18 protein-coding genes are annotated in these 15,829 nt (G+C 59.8%); 7 read left to right on the top strand and 11 right to left on the bottom strand.

The window, feature by feature from the left end; all coding sequences use genetic code 11:
• Positions 1 to 70: 70 nt before the first annotated feature.
• The 3 genes from ABQZ00_RS13570 to ABQZ00_RS13580 form a co-directional block, all read right to left on the bottom strand.
• On the bottom strand, positions 71 to 511 hold the full coding sequence (locus tag ABQZ00_RS13570; RefSeq protein WP_323538073.1) for a hypothetical protein: 441 nt from the start codon (positions 509 to 511) through the stop codon (positions 71 to 73).
• 131 nt (positions 512 to 642) lie between these two features.
• Positions 643 to 1,026 carry a hypothetical protein gene (locus ABQZ00_RS13575; protein WP_323538072.1) on the bottom strand — a complete coding sequence of 128 codons (384 nt, stop codon included), beginning with the start codon at positions 1,024 to 1,026 and terminating at the stop codon, positions 643 to 645.
• A 1-nt stretch (position 1,027) separates the two neighbouring features.
• Positions 1,028 to 1,846: a hypothetical protein gene (locus ABQZ00_RS13580; RefSeq protein ID WP_323538071.1), complete on the bottom strand. Its 819-nt coding sequence runs from the start codon at positions 1,844 to 1,846 to the stop codon at positions 1,028 to 1,030.
• Positions 1,847 to 1,952: 106 nt separating this feature from the next.
• On the opposite strand from ABQZ00_RS13580, the gene ABQZ00_RS13585 reads away from it, so the two are divergent.
• The 4 genes from ABQZ00_RS13585 (at position 1,953) to ABQZ00_RS13600 (ending at position 6,133) form a co-directional block, all read left to right on the top strand.
• Positions 1,953 to 2,312 carry a helix-turn-helix domain-containing protein gene (locus ABQZ00_RS13585; RefSeq protein WP_323538070.1) on the top strand — a complete coding sequence of 120 codons (360 nt, stop codon included), beginning with the start codon at positions 1,953 to 1,955 and terminating at the stop codon, positions 2,310 to 2,312.
• 26 nt (positions 2,313 to 2,338) lie between these two features.
• Positions 2,339 to 2,647 (top strand): hypothetical protein, encoded by a 309-nt coding sequence (locus ABQZ00_RS13590; protein WP_323538069.1) that lies wholly within the window; start codon positions 2,339 to 2,341, stop codon positions 2,645 to 2,647.
• A 151-nt stretch (positions 2,648 to 2,798) separates the two neighbouring features.
• Entirely contained in the window at positions 2,799 to 5,414 is a 2,616-nt protein-coding gene (locus ABQZ00_RS13595; RefSeq protein WP_323538068.1) for an AAA family ATPase, read from the top strand.
• A 203-nt stretch (positions 5,415 to 5,617) separates the two neighbouring features.
• Entirely contained in the window at positions 5,618 to 6,133 is a 516-nt protein-coding gene (locus ABQZ00_RS13600) for a GNAT family N-acetyltransferase (protein WP_323538067.1), read from the top strand.
• Between the two features lie 282 nt (positions 6,134 to 6,415).
• Here ABQZ00_RS13600 and ABQZ00_RS13605 read toward each other — a convergent pair whose 3' ends face one another.
• The 7 genes from ABQZ00_RS13605 to ABQZ00_RS13635 form a co-directional block, all read right to left on the bottom strand.
• On the bottom strand, positions 6,416 to 6,601 hold the full coding sequence (locus ABQZ00_RS13605; protein WP_323538066.1) for a hypothetical protein: 186 nt from the start codon (positions 6,599 to 6,601) through the stop codon (positions 6,416 to 6,418).
• Positions 6,602 to 6,766: 165 nt separating this feature from the next.
• Complete coding sequence (locus ABQZ00_RS13610) at positions 6,767 to 7,105, bottom strand: hypothetical protein (RefSeq protein WP_323538065.1); 339 nt, start codon at positions 7,103 to 7,105, stop codon at positions 6,767 to 6,769.
• A 10-nt stretch (positions 7,106 to 7,115) separates the two neighbouring features.
• Positions 7,116 to 7,358: a hypothetical protein gene (locus tag ABQZ00_RS13615; protein ID WP_323538064.1), complete on the bottom strand. Its 243-nt coding sequence runs from the start codon at positions 7,356 to 7,358 to the stop codon at positions 7,116 to 7,118.
• 327 nt (positions 7,359 to 7,685) lie between these two features.
• Positions 7,686 to 8,063 (bottom strand): hypothetical protein, encoded by a 378-nt coding sequence (locus tag ABQZ00_RS13620; RefSeq protein WP_323538063.1) that lies wholly within the window; start codon positions 8,061 to 8,063, stop codon positions 7,686 to 7,688.
• 223 nt (positions 8,064 to 8,286) lie between these two features.
• Entirely contained in the window at positions 8,287 to 8,784 is a 498-nt protein-coding gene (locus ABQZ00_RS13625) for an ankyrin repeat domain-containing protein (RefSeq protein ID WP_323538062.1), read from the bottom strand.
• A gap of 481 nt (positions 8,785 to 9,265) precedes the next feature.
• Entirely contained in the window at positions 9,266 to 9,661 is a 396-nt protein-coding gene (locus ABQZ00_RS13630) for an H-NS family nucleoid-associated regulatory protein (RefSeq protein WP_039810243.1), read from the bottom strand.
• A 65-nt stretch (positions 9,662 to 9,726) separates the two neighbouring features.
• Positions 9,727 to 10,566, bottom strand: coding sequence for an ankyrin repeat domain-containing protein (locus ABQZ00_RS13635; protein ID WP_323538061.1), 840 nt, complete (start codon positions 10,564 to 10,566; stop codon positions 9,727 to 9,729).
• Between the two features lie 606 nt (positions 10,567 to 11,172).
• Here ABQZ00_RS13635 and ABQZ00_RS13640 point away from each other — a divergent pair.
• The 3 genes from ABQZ00_RS13640 to ABQZ00_RS13650 are packed head-to-tail and all read left to right on the top strand — an operon-like array spanning position 11,173 to position 14,939.
• Positions 11,173 to 11,475 (top strand): HNH endonuclease, encoded by a 303-nt coding sequence (locus ABQZ00_RS13640; RefSeq protein WP_349777722.1) that lies wholly within the window; start codon positions 11,173 to 11,175, stop codon positions 11,473 to 11,475.
• Between the two features lie 42 nt (positions 11,476 to 11,517).
• Positions 11,518 to 14,430: a UvrD-helicase domain-containing protein gene (locus ABQZ00_RS13645; RefSeq protein ID WP_323538059.1), complete on the top strand. Its 2,913-nt coding sequence runs from the start codon at positions 11,518 to 11,520 to the stop codon at positions 14,428 to 14,430.
• 5 nt (positions 14,431 to 14,435) lie between these two features.
• Positions 14,436 to 14,939: a hypothetical protein gene (locus tag ABQZ00_RS13650; protein WP_323538349.1), complete on the top strand. Its 504-nt coding sequence runs from the start codon at positions 14,436 to 14,438 to the stop codon at positions 14,937 to 14,939.
• A gap of 204 nt (positions 14,940 to 15,143) precedes the next feature.
• On the opposite strand, the gene ABQZ00_RS13655 is transcribed toward ABQZ00_RS13650, so the two are convergent.
• Positions 15,144 to 15,794: a hypothetical protein gene (locus ABQZ00_RS13655; RefSeq protein WP_323538058.1), complete on the bottom strand. Its 651-nt coding sequence runs from the start codon at positions 15,792 to 15,794 to the stop codon at positions 15,144 to 15,146.
• Positions 15,795 to 15,829 lie beyond the last annotated feature (35 nt).

Below are 15,829 nucleotides of genomic sequence, written 5' to 3' on the forward strand. Positions count from 1 at the left end.
GCCTTCCGCCGACTTTGGCAAAAAGCTACGCCTTGCCCATCTCACCCGCCGCGACGCCAGCGGGCATGAGTTATCTGGGGAGCGCGGTGCGATCCCACGCCCGCTTCGCCCAGCCGGCCACCACGGCCATCACAACCAACACCGGCAATCCGTAGAGGAAGGCTCCGTAAAAAGCGTAGTTGGCAAACGTCCCGTAGAGCGGGTCGTCCATCAACCGCAAACCGAGCCACGCCGCCGACATCACCAAGCCGCCGCCCAGCAACGTGCCAACCGCCGCCCCCTTCAGGAAGCCGTGCGGGCGGAACGTCGGCACACGGCCGGTTTGGACGTGCCAGCCCCAAAGCCGCTGGGCTCGAACATGGAGGGCGAAGCAGAAGGCCAAGAACGCAAAGACGAGCACACCGGGCACACAGCAGACCAGGCCAATGAAGAAATCGCGCTTCATGATTTCCAATCCCGCTGCCAGTGCGACAAGCCCCAACGGGCCCAAGATCACGAGCGACAGAATCATCTGAGACGGCCCAGGTGGGGCCATCATGCGGGGCTGCGGTGCGTAAGCAGTCATCATCTTCTCTCCCTGGTAATCTTGGCTGCACGCTTGATCGGAACCCGTGTGCAGTCAAGACGATGGCGTGCAGGCGTTTAGCCTGCGGACGTCCCTTCGTCTTTCACTTCCACCGGCTGCCACCCCTCGCCTTGCGGTCGGAAGGTGACGTGCATCTTCACCTTCATTTCTTTTCCTTCCTGGCTTGTGGGCTGCCCTCCCAAGTGCCCCAAGCCGATGACGATTCCCGACACGTCGCAAGCGTGGTCGCCATTTGGCTTCTTCTCGCATTTCAGCGACAGATCACCTGCGTCGGTCACCTCAAAGCGCCATGTCCGCTGAAGCGTCGCTTCCTTGCCTTGCTGGGTGAAGTAAGCCTCCACCGCTTTGACGGCGTCTTGGTTCGTTGGTCCCTTGTCTCCCGAACACCCCGCCAAGGCCAACACGGTGAGCGCTACGGCAAGCTTCATTTTTCGGCTCATTTCATGCGTCCTTGTTTTTGGAGGGGGTGATGCCGATGACCTGGCTCTTGTAGCCGATCTCCAGGCGGTCGATCTGCAACACAATGTCTGGCAAGCCGTTGGGCTGAAGGCCACCCTTCAGCACTTTGAAAAAGATTCGGTCCCCGGTGGCGTCACGCCCGACGCGGTTCAGTTCAGCCACGTCTTCAGGCTTCAGGCGCAAGGCAGCGTGGTAACGGCCTCCGTGCTCCACCCCAACCACCGCGGCCCCCTTTCCCAGCGGGGATGCACCCACCACTGCCGTGGGCAAAAACCCCGGGGAGTGGGGATACCAGGCGTTGTCGAAGATCTTCGCGTAGGCATGCAGGATCCCGGTCTTCGAGTCGATCTCCACGTCCATGGGAGGCCGCAGGTAGAAAAGGTCCGTGGCAGCGAACTGCCGCGCCTTTGCCTCGAAGGCGGCCGCCGGGTCTCCGGCCTGCCCCAACCGTTGAAAGAGGTGCTGCCAGCTGCCAATACACAGGGTGCGCGTTGAAGACGTTATGGCGTAGCCCGCCTTGACCTGCGCAAACAGGTTGCCTTCGCAGAGATCGAACCCTCCAGAGGCCGTGGCCGCAAGGCCCCACCGAACGCGGATGTATCCGTCCACGACCGGCGGGTCGCCATCGTCCCAGTAAGTGCCCGCGGGCTCCAGGTAGCGCTTCGTCGCCGGCGCGGAAGCCGCGTCTTTGCCCGCCTGCATCAGCCCTTTGCCGATCCGACCCAAAATGCCGTCTTGGGCTCCAGCGGTCCCGCTGGCCAACACCATCACTACCGCCATGGCTGCAATCGTCTGTTTCATGCGTCCCCCTGATACCGGTCACTCCGGTTTATTTGCAATTTTGGCAAATGCAGTGCAGCATTGGAAGCGGCAGACTGTGGGGTCGTTACTGATCCGTTGATCTCCCATGCCTGCTCCTCTAGCCCCTGCTCACACGTTCGGCCGTCGCTTGCGCGAGGCCCGGCTTGCCAAGGGCCTGACACAAGCGGATTTGGGGGCCGTGCTTGGGTTGGATGAGGAGAATTCCGCGGCTCCCAGGATTAGTCGTTACGAGCGAGGCGATCGAATGCCTGACTTGGAGAGCATGGAAAAGCTGGGCGAAGCGCTCGGGCTGCCAGTGGCGTATTTCCATGCGACCAACGATCTGATTGCCGAAACCCTGCTGGTGATGTCCAGGCTGGATCCTGAGCAGCAGCGAGAGTTGTTGGCGAAGGTTCGGCAATACGCGAAGAGCAAAGGGGTCGCCACCGAGCCCCCAGGGTCCTAGTTTCTGGAGCTCATGGAGGAGCAGCGATGTTGAAGCGATTGAAAAAGTGGTTAGGAAAAGGGGTTGAATCACCACGCGCTGTCCCCGTGCAGATGCAGGCCCTCATCGAAGTCAACTTGGTTGAACTCAATCTCGCATCCCTCGACGCCCTCCATGCTGCCGCCGGAGACGGTGAACCTCTTCCCATCCGTCTCAGCGCCCAAACCTGGCTCGGCGGGCTTAAGGAGCGAGCGAATGCGGACGAGCGAGCATGGGAGACCGTGGCGCTAGAAGCCCGTGCGTTCAACCGCCAGCTGGCATCGATCCTCGCTGCGCATCAGCATCCAGCCCCCTGATCCCATCCCAGATTGGGCACATCCCCCCGTTCGATATGGCTCGTTCGAGCCTACGACCACCGCCGACTTGCCCCCAAAGGTGACCCGCATCACTATTGAAGAAGGGGACGGAGCCTTCCTGGCTCACCGCCAAACACAGGGGATGTGATCCATGGCGCAGAAGGATGGGGTTGTTTCGCCCGTGACGTTGGAGAGCTGGCTGGACACCCGGCCCAGTTGGCTGCGAATGGCCGCAGACTGCTTGGTGCGAGACCGGCGCAATCCGAACGAACAGGAAATCGACGCACTCGCCGACCATTGCATGCAAGAGGCGGCCAAAACCCTTGCCGCCAAGCATCCCGCTCTGGCCCCTGGCGTCATCTTGGGAACCCCCAGCGCCGGGACTTTGCGCGTAGATTCGATGTCCGATATCCGTGGCGTGAACGCGATTGGAGCGGACGCGGTGCTGGGCCTGTCGAAAGGGCACATGACCGTCGTTTACGGTCCCAATGGGTCGGGCAAGTCCGGTTACGCGCGCCTGATGAAACACATGTGCGGTGCACGCGCCAAGGGAATGATCCACGGCAACGTGTTCCGCGATGCACAGCAATCCGCTTCTGCTCAAGTGACCATCACCACGTCCAGTGCGATCGACGGGACTTCTACAACCACCGACCTATCATGGGCAGCGGCTTCAGGCCCTCACCCCAAGCTCGCCGCGGTGCCGGTATTCGACTCAGCAACCGCGATGGAGCTTGGCGACACCCCAAGCGAGGCCACTTACCTCCCCCGCTCCATGCGTTTCGTTGGTGCGCTCATCACCATTGCTGACCGGGTTGGAAAACGCCTGGAAGACCGAGCATCCCAGCTCCACAGCCATCTTCAGGCGCCTGTAGAGCACGCCCAGACCACAGCCGGGCGCTTTCTCCAGTCGCTCAAGCCTACTCTTGACCACGACGCGATAACCAAGGCATGCGCGTTCCCTGATGCCTTGCTCCAAGAGCGGCTGGCATTGGAAACGGCGCTTGCGCAAGCCAATCCTGCTGATGCACACGCAAAGGCCATTGCCAACTTGGGTAGACTGGCTGTATCTGCCGAGAGCATGGCTGAGCTGGCGGAAGCCTTGAGCGATGAGAAAGCGGCTTGCCTGATCGGGGCGCGCAAGATCGCAGCGGACAAGCGGCAGGCCGCCACTGCATACGCAACGTCCTTCATCCAAGGCATGCCCTTGAAGGGCTTGGGAGACACGGTTTGGGAGACGCTTTGGGAGGCCGCCAAAGCCTACTCAACGGGGCATGCCTATCCTGAGCATGCCTATCCCCATGTGGAGGATGACGCACGCTGTGTCCTTTGCCAACAGCCACTTGAGGCGGAGGGAAAGGCACGGCTCAAGAGCTTTGAGGAATACCTCAACGCCACCCTTCAAACCGAAGCCAAGGCCGCCGAGGTCACCCTCGCGACCCTGACCCTTCCCGTTCCGAAGGACGCGACAACTCCTGCTTGGCAGGCGCAGTGCGCAGCCGTCGGCCTGGACAACGAGCAAGCCACGTCCCTGGCCCAGGGCATCAACGCCAGAATCAAAGCCATGGGCGATGCGATCGCCCTGTCAGACGTTCCTGCGATTGGCTGGTCCCTATGGGCAGACGCGCTCGCATCCACCATTGCCATAACAACGGGCCAACGCGACGCGCTGGCTACCCTATTGGACCCCGCTGGCCGCGCTCAGAAAGAAGCACGGTTGCGTGAGCTCAAGGCGCAGGAATGGCTTGCGAGTCAAATTGAGGCGGTGAAAGTTGAAATAGAGCGCCTCAAGGAATTGGCAATCTTGACGAAAGCCCTGCCTTTGACGAAAACCGGGCCCCTGACGACAAAGAGCAATGAAATTGGAAGGCTGGAGCTGGCTCAAGGGTATTGCGACCGATTCAATGCAGAGCTTCAAGGCCTGGGCGGCGGCAACCTTCCGGTGCGAATGAGTCACAAGTCGTCCGGGAAAGGCATCTACAGCTTTTACATCGAGCTGAAGGACTCCACCTCACCGGTGAAAAACAGGGACGTGCTCAGCGAAGGGGAGCAGCGGATCGTTGCATTGGCCGCGTTCTTTGCCGATGCCACCGGTGCCGACCGCGGCTTGCCCGTCATATTTGATGACCCGATTTCATCGCTGGATCAACGATACGAGGAGACGGCGGCCAAACGCCTGGTGGACTTGGCCGAGCATCGGCAGGTGATCGTGCTCACTCATCGGCTTTCACTGATGGTCCTCCTTCAGAACGCCGCCGAGCAACGGGCCAAGCTCGATCAGTCCGCGGTCAAAGTCGTGGTGGAATCGATCGCACGCGATGGCAGCAGAACCGGCATGCCGGCGCAGATCAATAGCTTTTCGCTGAAGCCTAAGGAGGGATTTGGCAACATGGTCAACGATATCGGGCAACTCAAGAAGTTGGATGCCCCCTTGAAAGAGCTGGCCCTGAAGGCCGCCTGCAGCAACTTCCGAATCCTGGTTGAGCGGTCCGTGGAAGACGACCTCTGTTCCGGCATCGTCAACCGCTACCGCCGAGAGATCAAAACGCTCAACAAGCTCAAGCGACTGAACGCGATCACGCCTGCTGATTGTGCCTTGATCGACGGAATGATGACCAAATACTCCGCGTTTGAGCATTCGCAACCCACGGACACCCCCAGTTGGCTCCCAGAGCCAGACGATCTGCTGACGGACGTGCAAGCCATGCTTGACTGGACGAAGGAGTTCAACAAACGCGCCGAAGCGGCGGCCAAGCCCGCTAGCTAGTTTTGCGTATTCGCATTCCGCCTATCGGACTAGCGGATCGTCGGGCATCAGAAGCGTCGCTCGCCCTTGTGCAGGCGGCACTCAGCGCCGGAGGAGGGTCTTGCTGCAACTCGTTGGCCCTGAGCAACGTAGAGCCAGGCGACTCAACACGGGCTTCGACTGCGAAACAAAGATCCATGCCAACCGATGAAAGGAGCCATATCTTGAAGATCACGATCCGAGGTTCAGCCGGAGGCAACGACTGCCTCTTTGCACACAAACTACTGCTTTCAGAAGTCAGGAGCGGACACTTTGAGCCAGGTTTGTTAGATCCGCGCGCCCAGGCCGGCCTCATGGCCAATCTGGAAAGCATTCACTTAAAGGGCAGCCGCCAGGACTCGAACGGAAAAGTGTTCCCCGCCCAGATGACCATCGCAGAAATCAATGGCTCACCAGTAGGCTTTATTGTGACCAGCGTGCTTGAGATCGATACGGCTAGAGTGAATGAGATCTGGCTTGCAGCGGTATCGCCGGAGCATCGTAAAAATGGAGTTATGACAGAACTTCTTCGCTTTTTCTGTAGTCACCTGGATGCCCAGGGTAAGAAGATATTTGCCCGTTTACTCCCAGCCTCAAACGAGATGAGAAGACTTCTATCAGCGCATGGATTTCAGCATATTGAGACGCTTGAAAATGGCTACGCGCTCTTAGAGAGAAAGGCAAGGACGCAATCCAACTGAGCAATCGGAGTGCAATTAATTTCGATTTCTTTAAATCAACCCTCATCCACGTTCTCGCAGACAAGCGGTTGAAAAAGATCTGTCCTAACCTCGACCCAGCGCTTGTTGCCCACCAGCTCGCAGGTGTGTTTGCGCGGTTGTCCTACGCCTTAGCGAACTCGACCGGGCGTTTGTGGGTGAGGATCCCAATCAACTGCCTGACCCGGAACGCTAACTTCAACGCCGGCATATCCAGCCTCTCTACTAGCGAAAAATTGAAGATGTAATCCTCCATTTGAGCGCTTACCAGTCGATGTCGTCAGGCATCCCATTGGGAATCCCAGCCATGGGCCCCGAATAACCGACCTGCTGGGTCAAGCCCCGGGTGATTTGCCCCATGCGGACCAAGCGTTCGCTGGCCTTGTCGAAAGCGAAGATTGCGAGTCCAAAGATGGCGATGTTGAAGAGCTTGTTGATGATCTTGCGCATGACTGTTTTCCTCCCGGATCAGGTGTTCGATTTCAGTTGAGTTGGACGTGCTGGGCGATGCCGAAGAGGCAGAGCGACCCAACGGCGATGACCACGACCGGCACCAGGCTGAGCAGCAGGCCGGCGGGGGCTGGGGAATCTTTTTCAAGTGGCTGGCGGTGGTGCTCATGCATTCCCTCCAGCGCTTTTCAGCTCCAACAGTGCTTCCAGCTGGAGATTCAGCACTTGCTCCCGAAGCTCGTTGTAAGCGAAGTTATAAAGCTGGTAGTCCGCAAAGCCGATCTCGTCTTGGCGCGCACTCGCCTCGCGAATCTTTTCAACGAAATGGTCTTCAAGGGGAGCAAGGAAATCTCGGACGTTACTGCAGGCCTCGTCTCCTGCGGCCCCTTGAGCCAACTTGAGAGCCTCAACCTGGGCTTCGAGCTTTTTATTGAGCCGATTGCGTTCTGCTTCGTATGCAGTGGCTGCGGCAATGCCTTCTTGGTGCAGGAACTGAAGTTTCATTAGGATTTCCTTAGTTGAAATAGGGGTTGGATTCGATGCAATCAGCGATGGCGAGGCCAGCAACAAGGCCAATGAGCAGGCTTGCGGTGTAAACAGCGAGAGTGATAGTGAGCATTCCTTGGTTTCTTTTTACTAGCAGGAAAAAATTTCCCTTCCCTGACTTCAGGGTATTAGAAAAAAGAATTTTGGCAATACGTTTATAGATTCTTTTTAAGACTAAATATTTAAATTGACGAACCAAAAGAAGTTCCACCAAACCTTTGCACCGTCTCACATTTTCTACCAAACCGCATGCAAGGCGGAATCTGCCGCTTTTCTCCGCCTCTCATCCCAAGACGCTTTTAGCCGCTCTTGCTCTTTGCTCTAAAAGAACGCGGCGTTGCCGCGCTAAACAGCCAAAAGCATTTTGAGAGAGGGAGGCACCGAGCCAGGGCTCCCGCCCCGGCCACCGCTGCACTATCCCTGCCCCACGCTCGCCAGTCCCATCGAAAGGGGCAGCCGCCCCTTTCCTGCAGCAGCGGATCGACAGGCACAAAAAAAGGCGGCCAGCGCCGCCCGGTCCCCGCCAACCCTCAGCCCATCAACCGCCCGCCTGGACACACCTCACGACCAGCTGGCGCACGGCTTCAGTCATGCGGATGCCGGCCCGGTTGGCGTCGATCAACAGAGCCATGCCGTCCTCCGGGGACACTTGAACGGCTGGCAGAACGGCGTTGTAGGCCGTGCGATCTGGCACCGCGTTGATGCGCCACGGACGCGGTGTGCGGGGCTCGAAGGGCTGGCGGAGTCGGGCATGGAGGGTGATCAGCTGCGCCAGCGCTGCACGTGAGCTCAAGCCCTGCGACCGGGCCAGATTGTCAAACGCGATCTTGGTGGCTAAATCCACCTTCACAGGATGGATCGTCTCCACCCGGCGTTGGGGTTTTGGCTGCGGCTTAAGCGTGTAGCGGGGCGTCATGGGGTCCTCCGGCCGGGTCGTGGCAGCCAGGCCTGACGGTTGGCCTCCTCCTGGGTCAGCAGCGAAGAGGTGTGGAGGCACCTGGCCAGGTGGAAGTGAGCCTGGGTGTGCGGGTATCGCTGCAGGTGTTCATGCATGGCTTTATCGAAGTAGCACGTGCTACCCGAGCGGCGTTCGTAGGCGTAGTAACGGCAGCGGCGTTCACTGGTCATTGGTAAATCCTTTAAAAGCGATGCCGCGCCGGACTTGTCTTCACTGCTGCCGGCAATGCGTAGTCCAAGAACTGCGAGCGCTCGGCGCTATGTTCAAGTTGCTGCAGGTAGTCGCACACATGCGACTGCTTCCAGCCGTCTTCATAGAAGCGTGCCCGTTCTGCATCCGACATTTCGGCGCCAGCGGCCAGGAGCGCTTTCACTTGGTTGAGGTTCCCACCAATGGCTGCCTCGTAAAGCACCGAAACCCCAGCAGTATTTCTCAGATTTGGGTCGGCGCCGGCAGCGAGCAGCGCGGAAACTGTGGTCGCGTTGGTATTGCGACGGAGCCGCTTGGCAGCAACATGCATGGGGGTGTCGCCCTGGCCATCCCGTGTGTTGGACTGATGGACGCGCACGGCCCAATGAAGAGGCGTATCGCCTTGAGCGTTCTGCGCGTTCGGATCCGCGCCTTCCGCAAGAAGCTCCCTTAATGCTGCATAGTTTTTTTCAATGTCGAGGATAGACATGTTCAACCTGTTTATGCGGAGGACCCATTTCCTCCTTACAAATCCAGGTTATGGCAGACCCAATAATTCGCAATAGGTCTGTAGATTCATTTTAAGACTAAATATCAAAACTGACGGTCGAAAAGCATAAATTATGACTATCTGCACCACATCCCATTGTCTGCAAAACCGCAGGCAAGGCGGGAGCCGCTGCCGCTCTTTCTGCCTTTTTCTCCCAAGACGCGGCAGCGCCGCCGGCTCTTAGGCTCTTAACCGCTTTTGCTCTTAGCTCTAAAAGAACGCGCCCAGTGGCGCGCCTGAAAAGCCTAGAAGCGTCTTGAGAGGAAAGGCACCAGGCCAAGTTCTCCCGAACCCCAGCCGCCGTTTCACTATCCCACCCGCCCTCGTTTCCCCGCACCAAAAGGCGACCGCCCCTTTTGGCAATCCCCTCCCACAAAAAAGCCCCGGTTTCCCGGGGCTCCATTTCAACCCATCGCCCCGATCAATCCGGCGTGTAAGGGTATGCGGGGTATTTTTCGTTCGGGTGCTTCTTCTGCCAAGCCTTGCCTTCGGCCGTCGCGAGCCAGTTCAAAAACTTGGTCGGATGCTTGCCATTTCCTGCCCAGGTCGTGCCGTCGGCGATCTGATATTTCGGTGCCCGAGTCGCCGTTCCGCCCACCTTCCCGGCTTTCTTCTCGACAAACCCCAGCAGCGCGCCCAGCTCCCGCTTCTGCTGCGTCGTGTAGTGCTCTGCGTAGGTGCTCAAGAACTCCACCACCTCCGGAAAGCGTTTCGTGGCTTCGGCCTTGGCAATGTCTTTGGCCTCTTGCTCCAGCTTTACCAGAAGTGCCTGCGCCTTGGCTTTTTCAGCAGCGATGTCTTTCAGAGTGCGAGCCATGTTTCACCCATGCATTCGTAAATAAGAACGTCGATCCTGCCTGTTCAGCGGGTTGAAAACAAGGCTTACCTTTCCAACCCCTGTTTTCCTTTTCCTACTGCCAGTTCCAAAGGGCTTTTCCCCTGGAAATCACGCAACGAGGGATTCACGCCCGCTGCAATCAACCGCAAACAGCTTTCCGTATCCCTGACCTGGGCCGCCAAGTGCAGGGGCGTTTTGCCATCGTGGTTGAAGCTCTCCCGCCAAGCGCCCGCTTCGAGCAGTGGCGCCACCAGGCCCGGGTGCCTGTTGAGAATCGCCCGGTGCAGCGCGGTGTTCCCACCGAGCCCGGGCGCATTCACCGCGGCCCCCAGGCCCAGAGCTGTCTTGAGCAACCCGACATCGCCCCTCTCCACTGCCTCCTCCATGAATCCTTGGCGCCCACAGGTCTGCTGGATGTGCTGGCCGTGGTGCTGACGTTCGCGAAACACCACCCCATCCATCGCAATGGCCTGGAGCGTGTCGGCGCGGTCCTGCGCGCCCAGCCGCCCATCCAGGTAGTCCAGGAGGATTCCGCTGACCGGTGCCACGTCCCCGTCATGCAAGGCCAGGTCCACGCTCTCGGGAGTGATAGGCCCGAGCATCAGCAACTCTGCTTTTTCGCCGTCGTAGTCCAGCGCCAGCTTCACCCATGGCCACCCTTGCTCGGTGCCCCCTGCGGTCCAAGTCAACGCCCCGGAGCCGTCCACGCCATCTACCGGCTGTTGAAGAAACGCAACGGCGGCATGGAAGATGTGGGCGGGGTGATGATCGCCCTCGCCTAACTGGGATCGGACGTGGTTGGCGATGATCGAGGTCGGGGGCGATGCCGGGTGTTCGAGCGTTTCGAGCAGCTCGGTGATGCCTGGGGATGTTTGCGTGTCCATCCCCAGGTTCTACCGTGCAATCGGCGGATGTAAAGCGGCTACCTGGGCGGCAGCAACGCCCCAGGCATCAGTGCCGCAATCCGGGCATTGAGCCAGTCCAACAGTGTCAGGGCGTGAGCGCAGCAACGAGGTGTCGGCGGTCATCGGCAAAAACAAACCCCGGCTTTCACCAGGGTTTGGTCGTCGGCGCTTGGATGGGGGCTGTTAATCCCCCGACCCCCTTCCCAGCTCACGTGACCTAGGGTTTCGTGAGTGGTTCCGTTCTCATTGGTGCTTCCATTGCTCGGGTGTTGGTGGCCTGGACGGCTTGGATAGATTGAACACTGCCGATCCGCTCCGCTATCGGACTCAAGCACGACAGAGGCTCGGATTTTTCCTAACTTGCGGTCGGATTCGGCTTGCGCTACAAAGCACTTGCCTGCTCGGCTAAAGCCCAGGTGTTGTGCCCGCATGCCAAAAGGCTCCGGGTGCCCGAGGTCCACCCAATGGGGGCGCGGGAATCGTCTTTTGATTCCGGAGCCCTCTATGAGCAACAAGCGCCTCAAATCTCTTCGCACCCATGCCTTCAATGCACAGTCCGGCCGTTGCTACTACTGCGACCGGCCGATGTGGCTATCCTCACCCAGTGAGCTGGGCTTACGCCCCCGCTCTGCACGTCCTTACCAGTGCACGGCTGAGCATCTGGTAGCACAACAGGACGGCGGCTTGGATATTCCTGGAAACGTCGTTGCTGCCTGCTGCCTCTGTAACCTGAGGCGCCACCAGCGCCCCACCCCTGCTCCCTCGGCGGAGGTTTACCGGGTGCAGGTTCAGCGTAGGGTCGCAAAGGGGAAGTGGCATTCTCCAGGTCTAGGGGTTGCAATGACCAAAGCGTCTCGGGGGATTACCATTGGGCATCCAGCGCGGTGACCCGTCTCCGCTGGCGTTTCCAGGGGGCTTGTAGGACAAAGAATGGCAAAGGAATGGGCCCCATCGTGGGTAGGCCAACGCGTAACCGGATCATCGGATTGGCGCTTGCGCTTGGAGGGCCGGGAGCTGGCCTTGGCGCTGGAGGGCAGCACCCACCGGGTCAACGTCGAGGACGAAGCCAGCTACCGCGTCAACGCCGGCACCTTCTGGACCGACATCACGTTCTACCCGGGGCAGAACCGGGAAGTGAAGGCCGATGGGTTGCCCAACGCCCAAGGCGCTGCCTTGGTTCAGGCATTGAGCGTTGCGTTGACGGAGAAGCGCCTGCGCGAGGATGTGGCCTTCCTCAAGGGCGAGCAACGCACGATCGACACGTGGCTGGACCATAAGGCAGAACAAGAACGGGCTTGTCTGGAACAACGTCGCTGGTTCACTCACGAGCAGCAAGCCGACGTCCTGGCGGCCCGCGCTCAGGTTGATCCTGGCGCCCTTCGGGCCCGCTTGAAGAAGCCAGGTGTGGCGGCCCGGCTGGGACCGGCGGCCCAGGCAATCGAGCGCTCGTTGGCTGCGTGGGAAGACGACCACCGCCCAGCCTGGGCCGCGTTCAACGCCGCCCATGTGGAACGCGAGTTGGTAGCCAGCAAGGACTTGCTGGACCGGGTGGAGAGCAAACCGCTCACCCCGGAACAGGCACGGGCCGTGGTGTGCTTCGACAACCGTGTGCAGGTGGTGGCTTCGGCCGGTTCGGGCAAGACCTCCACCATGGTGGCCAAGGCGGCCTACGCGATTCACCGTGGCTTCGTTGATCCCAAACGCGTCGTCTTACTCGCCTTCAATAAGCCAGCTGCGGAGGAACTCAAGGAGCGTGCGACTCAGGCCTTCGGGCGCTTAGGAATGACGGACGTGCAAGTGGAAGCATCTACCTTCCATGCCTTGGGACTAAGCCTCATCGGGAAAGCCACTCGGGAAAAGCCAGACATCCCTGAGTGGGCCACTGAGGCAGCCCAAGGGGTGCGAAAGCTCACCGAGATAGTGGACGACTTGAAAGATCGTTCGCTCACATTCCGCCATCAATGGGACCTATTCCGCTTTGTCTTTGGAAGGGACCTCCCAGCCTTCGGAGCATCGGAGCCGACAGACGTATGGGACGCACAAGGCAAGGGCGCCCTGGTGACCAACCGCGGCGAACGGGTGAAGAGCGTGGAAGAGGTGATGATCGCCAACCTGCTCTTCTTGAACGGGGTCGATTACCGCTACGAGGACCCCTACCCCCATCGCACCGCTGACGAAACACACCGGCAATACAAGCCCGATTTTTACTATCCCGATCTGGACCTGTTCCACGAACACTTCGCGCTCGACGCCGACGGCATGCCGCCAACGCACTTCGAGGGTTACTTGGACGGGGTGATTTGGAAGCGACAGCTCCACGCGGACAAAGGCACCGCGCTGTTTGAGACCACCAGCCACGGGTTGCGCTGCCGCGACGATTTGGACCGCCTGCGTCGCGAACTGACCGCTCGTGGCCTGGTGCTCGATCCCAACCCAGACCGGCAGATCCCCAGCGAGGGCCAGAAGCCAATGGAGGCCATCGAGCTGATCGGGTTGGTGCGCACTTTCATGAGCCACGCCAAGAGCAACGGCTTGAATGCCTCGGATCTACAGACACGGTTGGACGCGATGCCCACCGACACCTTCAAGCTGCGCCATCAGGCGTTCCTGGACATCGCCGTTCCGGTGATGGCGGCGTGGGACCAAGCCTTGGCGGCCGAGGATGGGATCGACTTTGAGGACATGGTCAACCTCGCCGCCGGCCACCTGGAAAGCGGCCGCGTGGAATCGCCCTACGACCTGGTGATGGCCGACGAGTTCCAGGATGCCTCGCGCGCCCGGGCCCGATTGTGCCGCGCATTGGTCCAGGACAAGGGCCGCTTCTTCTTCGCCGTGGGCGACGACTGGCAGTCGATCAACCGGTTTGCCGGCGCGGACGTGTCTGTGATGACCGGCTTTCGCCAGTGGTTTGGCCACGGCCAGGTGCTCAAGCTGGAGCAAACGTTCCGTTGCCCGCAGGCGCTGTGCGACGTCTCCAGCACGTTTGTGTCCAAAAACCCCGGGCAGATCGCCAAGCGCGTGCATTCCGCCACCCCCGCCCAAGGCCCAGTGCTTCAGGCATTCCAAGTGGACAGCAAGGACCAGTTGGCCGATGCAATCGACCGCTTTGTAGTGACACTGGCCGAGGGGGTCCGCGATGGCACGATCCCTCCGGGGCCCAGTGGCAAGGTGTCGGTTTACGTGTTGGGCCGCTACAACACCGACCGGCAGTATGTGCCCATAAGGCAGAACCGGTTTAACCGCTGGGTGGACGTCTCCTTCCTAACCATCCACCGCTCCAAGGGCAGCGAAGCGGACTACGTCATCCTTCCGGAAATGATCAGCGCCCCACGTCGGCGAAGCTTCCCCAACACCCGGGCCGATGATCCGGTGTTGGCTTTGGCGATGCCCGAGGGAGACACGTTCCCGCTGGGCGAAGAGCGCCGACTGTTCTACGTGGCCCTGACCCGCGCCCGGCGTTCCGTGGCCATGTTCACTATTCGGGGCCAATGCTCGACCTTCCTTCGTGAACTGGAAAATGACCGAGCGGTGGTCATTACAGACACCGACGGCCAGGCTATCAAGCAAGCGTCCTGCCCAGCTTGCAAGCAAGGCGTTCTGGTGCTGCGCACGGGTCCGTATGGAGAGTTCCGCTCGTGCTCCAACTTCCCTGCGTGCAACTACAAACCGAAAGCGCGCGGCGAGGAAGTGCCTTCTGTCGCTAAACAGCACACCACCAAGTCCATGCCGGCACGGACCCGGAACGGCTCACGTTCAACAGCGCCAGCCGGACCCAATCTGGCAAACCCGCCACGTATTTCTTCAACCCAGAAAAACCCCAAACGTCCCCGAGGTCGTCCTTGAACAAGATGAACAATGCACTGGAAGGGCTCTCGCAAAAATTTGACAGAGCGCACGCGCTGCATTCGGCGACGATGGACCTATCACGGGAGCTCATGGTCGAGAAGACCGTCTTAGAAGCGGCGCTCCAGGCTGCTCGGCAAGCCGCGGACTTCGAGAAGGAGCTTGCGACTAAGGAACCGATTTATCGAGCACAGTATGAAAAATCGTATGCCCGATTCCAGGCCATCCTTTCCGATTCCTCGACGTCGGACAGGACACCAATGGAGTGTCGCCCGCTGCCGAACTTTGAGAGCAAAAGCAGTCACGCTGATCCTGATATTCGACTGGCTATTGCGGCTAAGGTGAACGAACTACGGAAAGAGCGCGACGCCTTTTTGTCGAAGGCCCATGCTCAGCTGGCAAGCGACCCACTGCTTCTGGCCTCCTTTGAAGACGCCCTTCGTGGACTGAATGGAGAGCACTATTGGGCGACACTGGATCCCAACAGCACCTTGAAACGAAAGGCGTAGTCGATGCGCAACCATGCTCGAGGCGCGATGGAGATGAAGTAAAAGACTGGCGAAGCGACCAAGCCCCTCCATCGACTATTCAAGAGGTGGACGCTGGCCTACCGCAACGCACTGTTCGAACAGGCCACGCAGGGGCGCCAGGAGTTGCTGCCGATCGGCAACCCAAGGGGCAAGCAGTCCCGTTGTCTATGGATGAAACGGGCATCACCGCGCAGCCGATGGTGTGCGTAGGTTGATCGCTCTGTATTGCCTCTGGTTGCCGTAACGCGGTCCGTTCTTCTCAAGCGTGGCGCAAAGCCGGCCTTCGCCGCAGGGAGCCACGTCCGCACGTGACACGCGATCCAGGTAATCGATGGACGCTCGAAGCTGTGCGAGTTCGGTTCGCTTTTCGTTGATGATGCCAACCGAGTAGGCCACCGCCCCTAGGCCCAACACGCCCGCCACGAGCATCGTGGCGGATGCAATGCCCATGCGGCGTGTGATCCGTGTCTCTAAGGACTGCTGGGCCTGCGCGTAACGTCGAGTGGCTTGCTGCAACGTCTCGTCCGCATGGGCCATCTCCTTGTTGAACCGCTTGGCGGCCGGTTCCAGCGTCTGCGTCAACGCCTGATTGGTCAGCTGCGTCAGTCTCGGCAGTGCGTTGTCCAATACCCGATTGACCTTGGCATCGGCGCTGCCGGCCGCGTGCTGGAGCACCTGGAGTTGCTCGGCGACCACCTCGCGCAGCCGTTGTTCGCGCTGCTGCATGGATGCCACGAGGGTCGTCAGCACCTTGACCGTCTCCTGCAACGAGGCATTCGATGCGTTCAACGTGGCCATCATTTCCGCCATTGCGGCGGCGTCTTGCCTGTCCATGAGGTCTCCTAAGCTCGACTAATCACGGAAGCGAT

This window comes from Xanthomonas sp. WHRI 10204, assembly GCF_040202875.1.
Taxonomy (GTDB): Bacteria; Pseudomonadota; Gammaproteobacteria; order Xanthomonadales; family Xanthomonadaceae; genus Xanthomonas.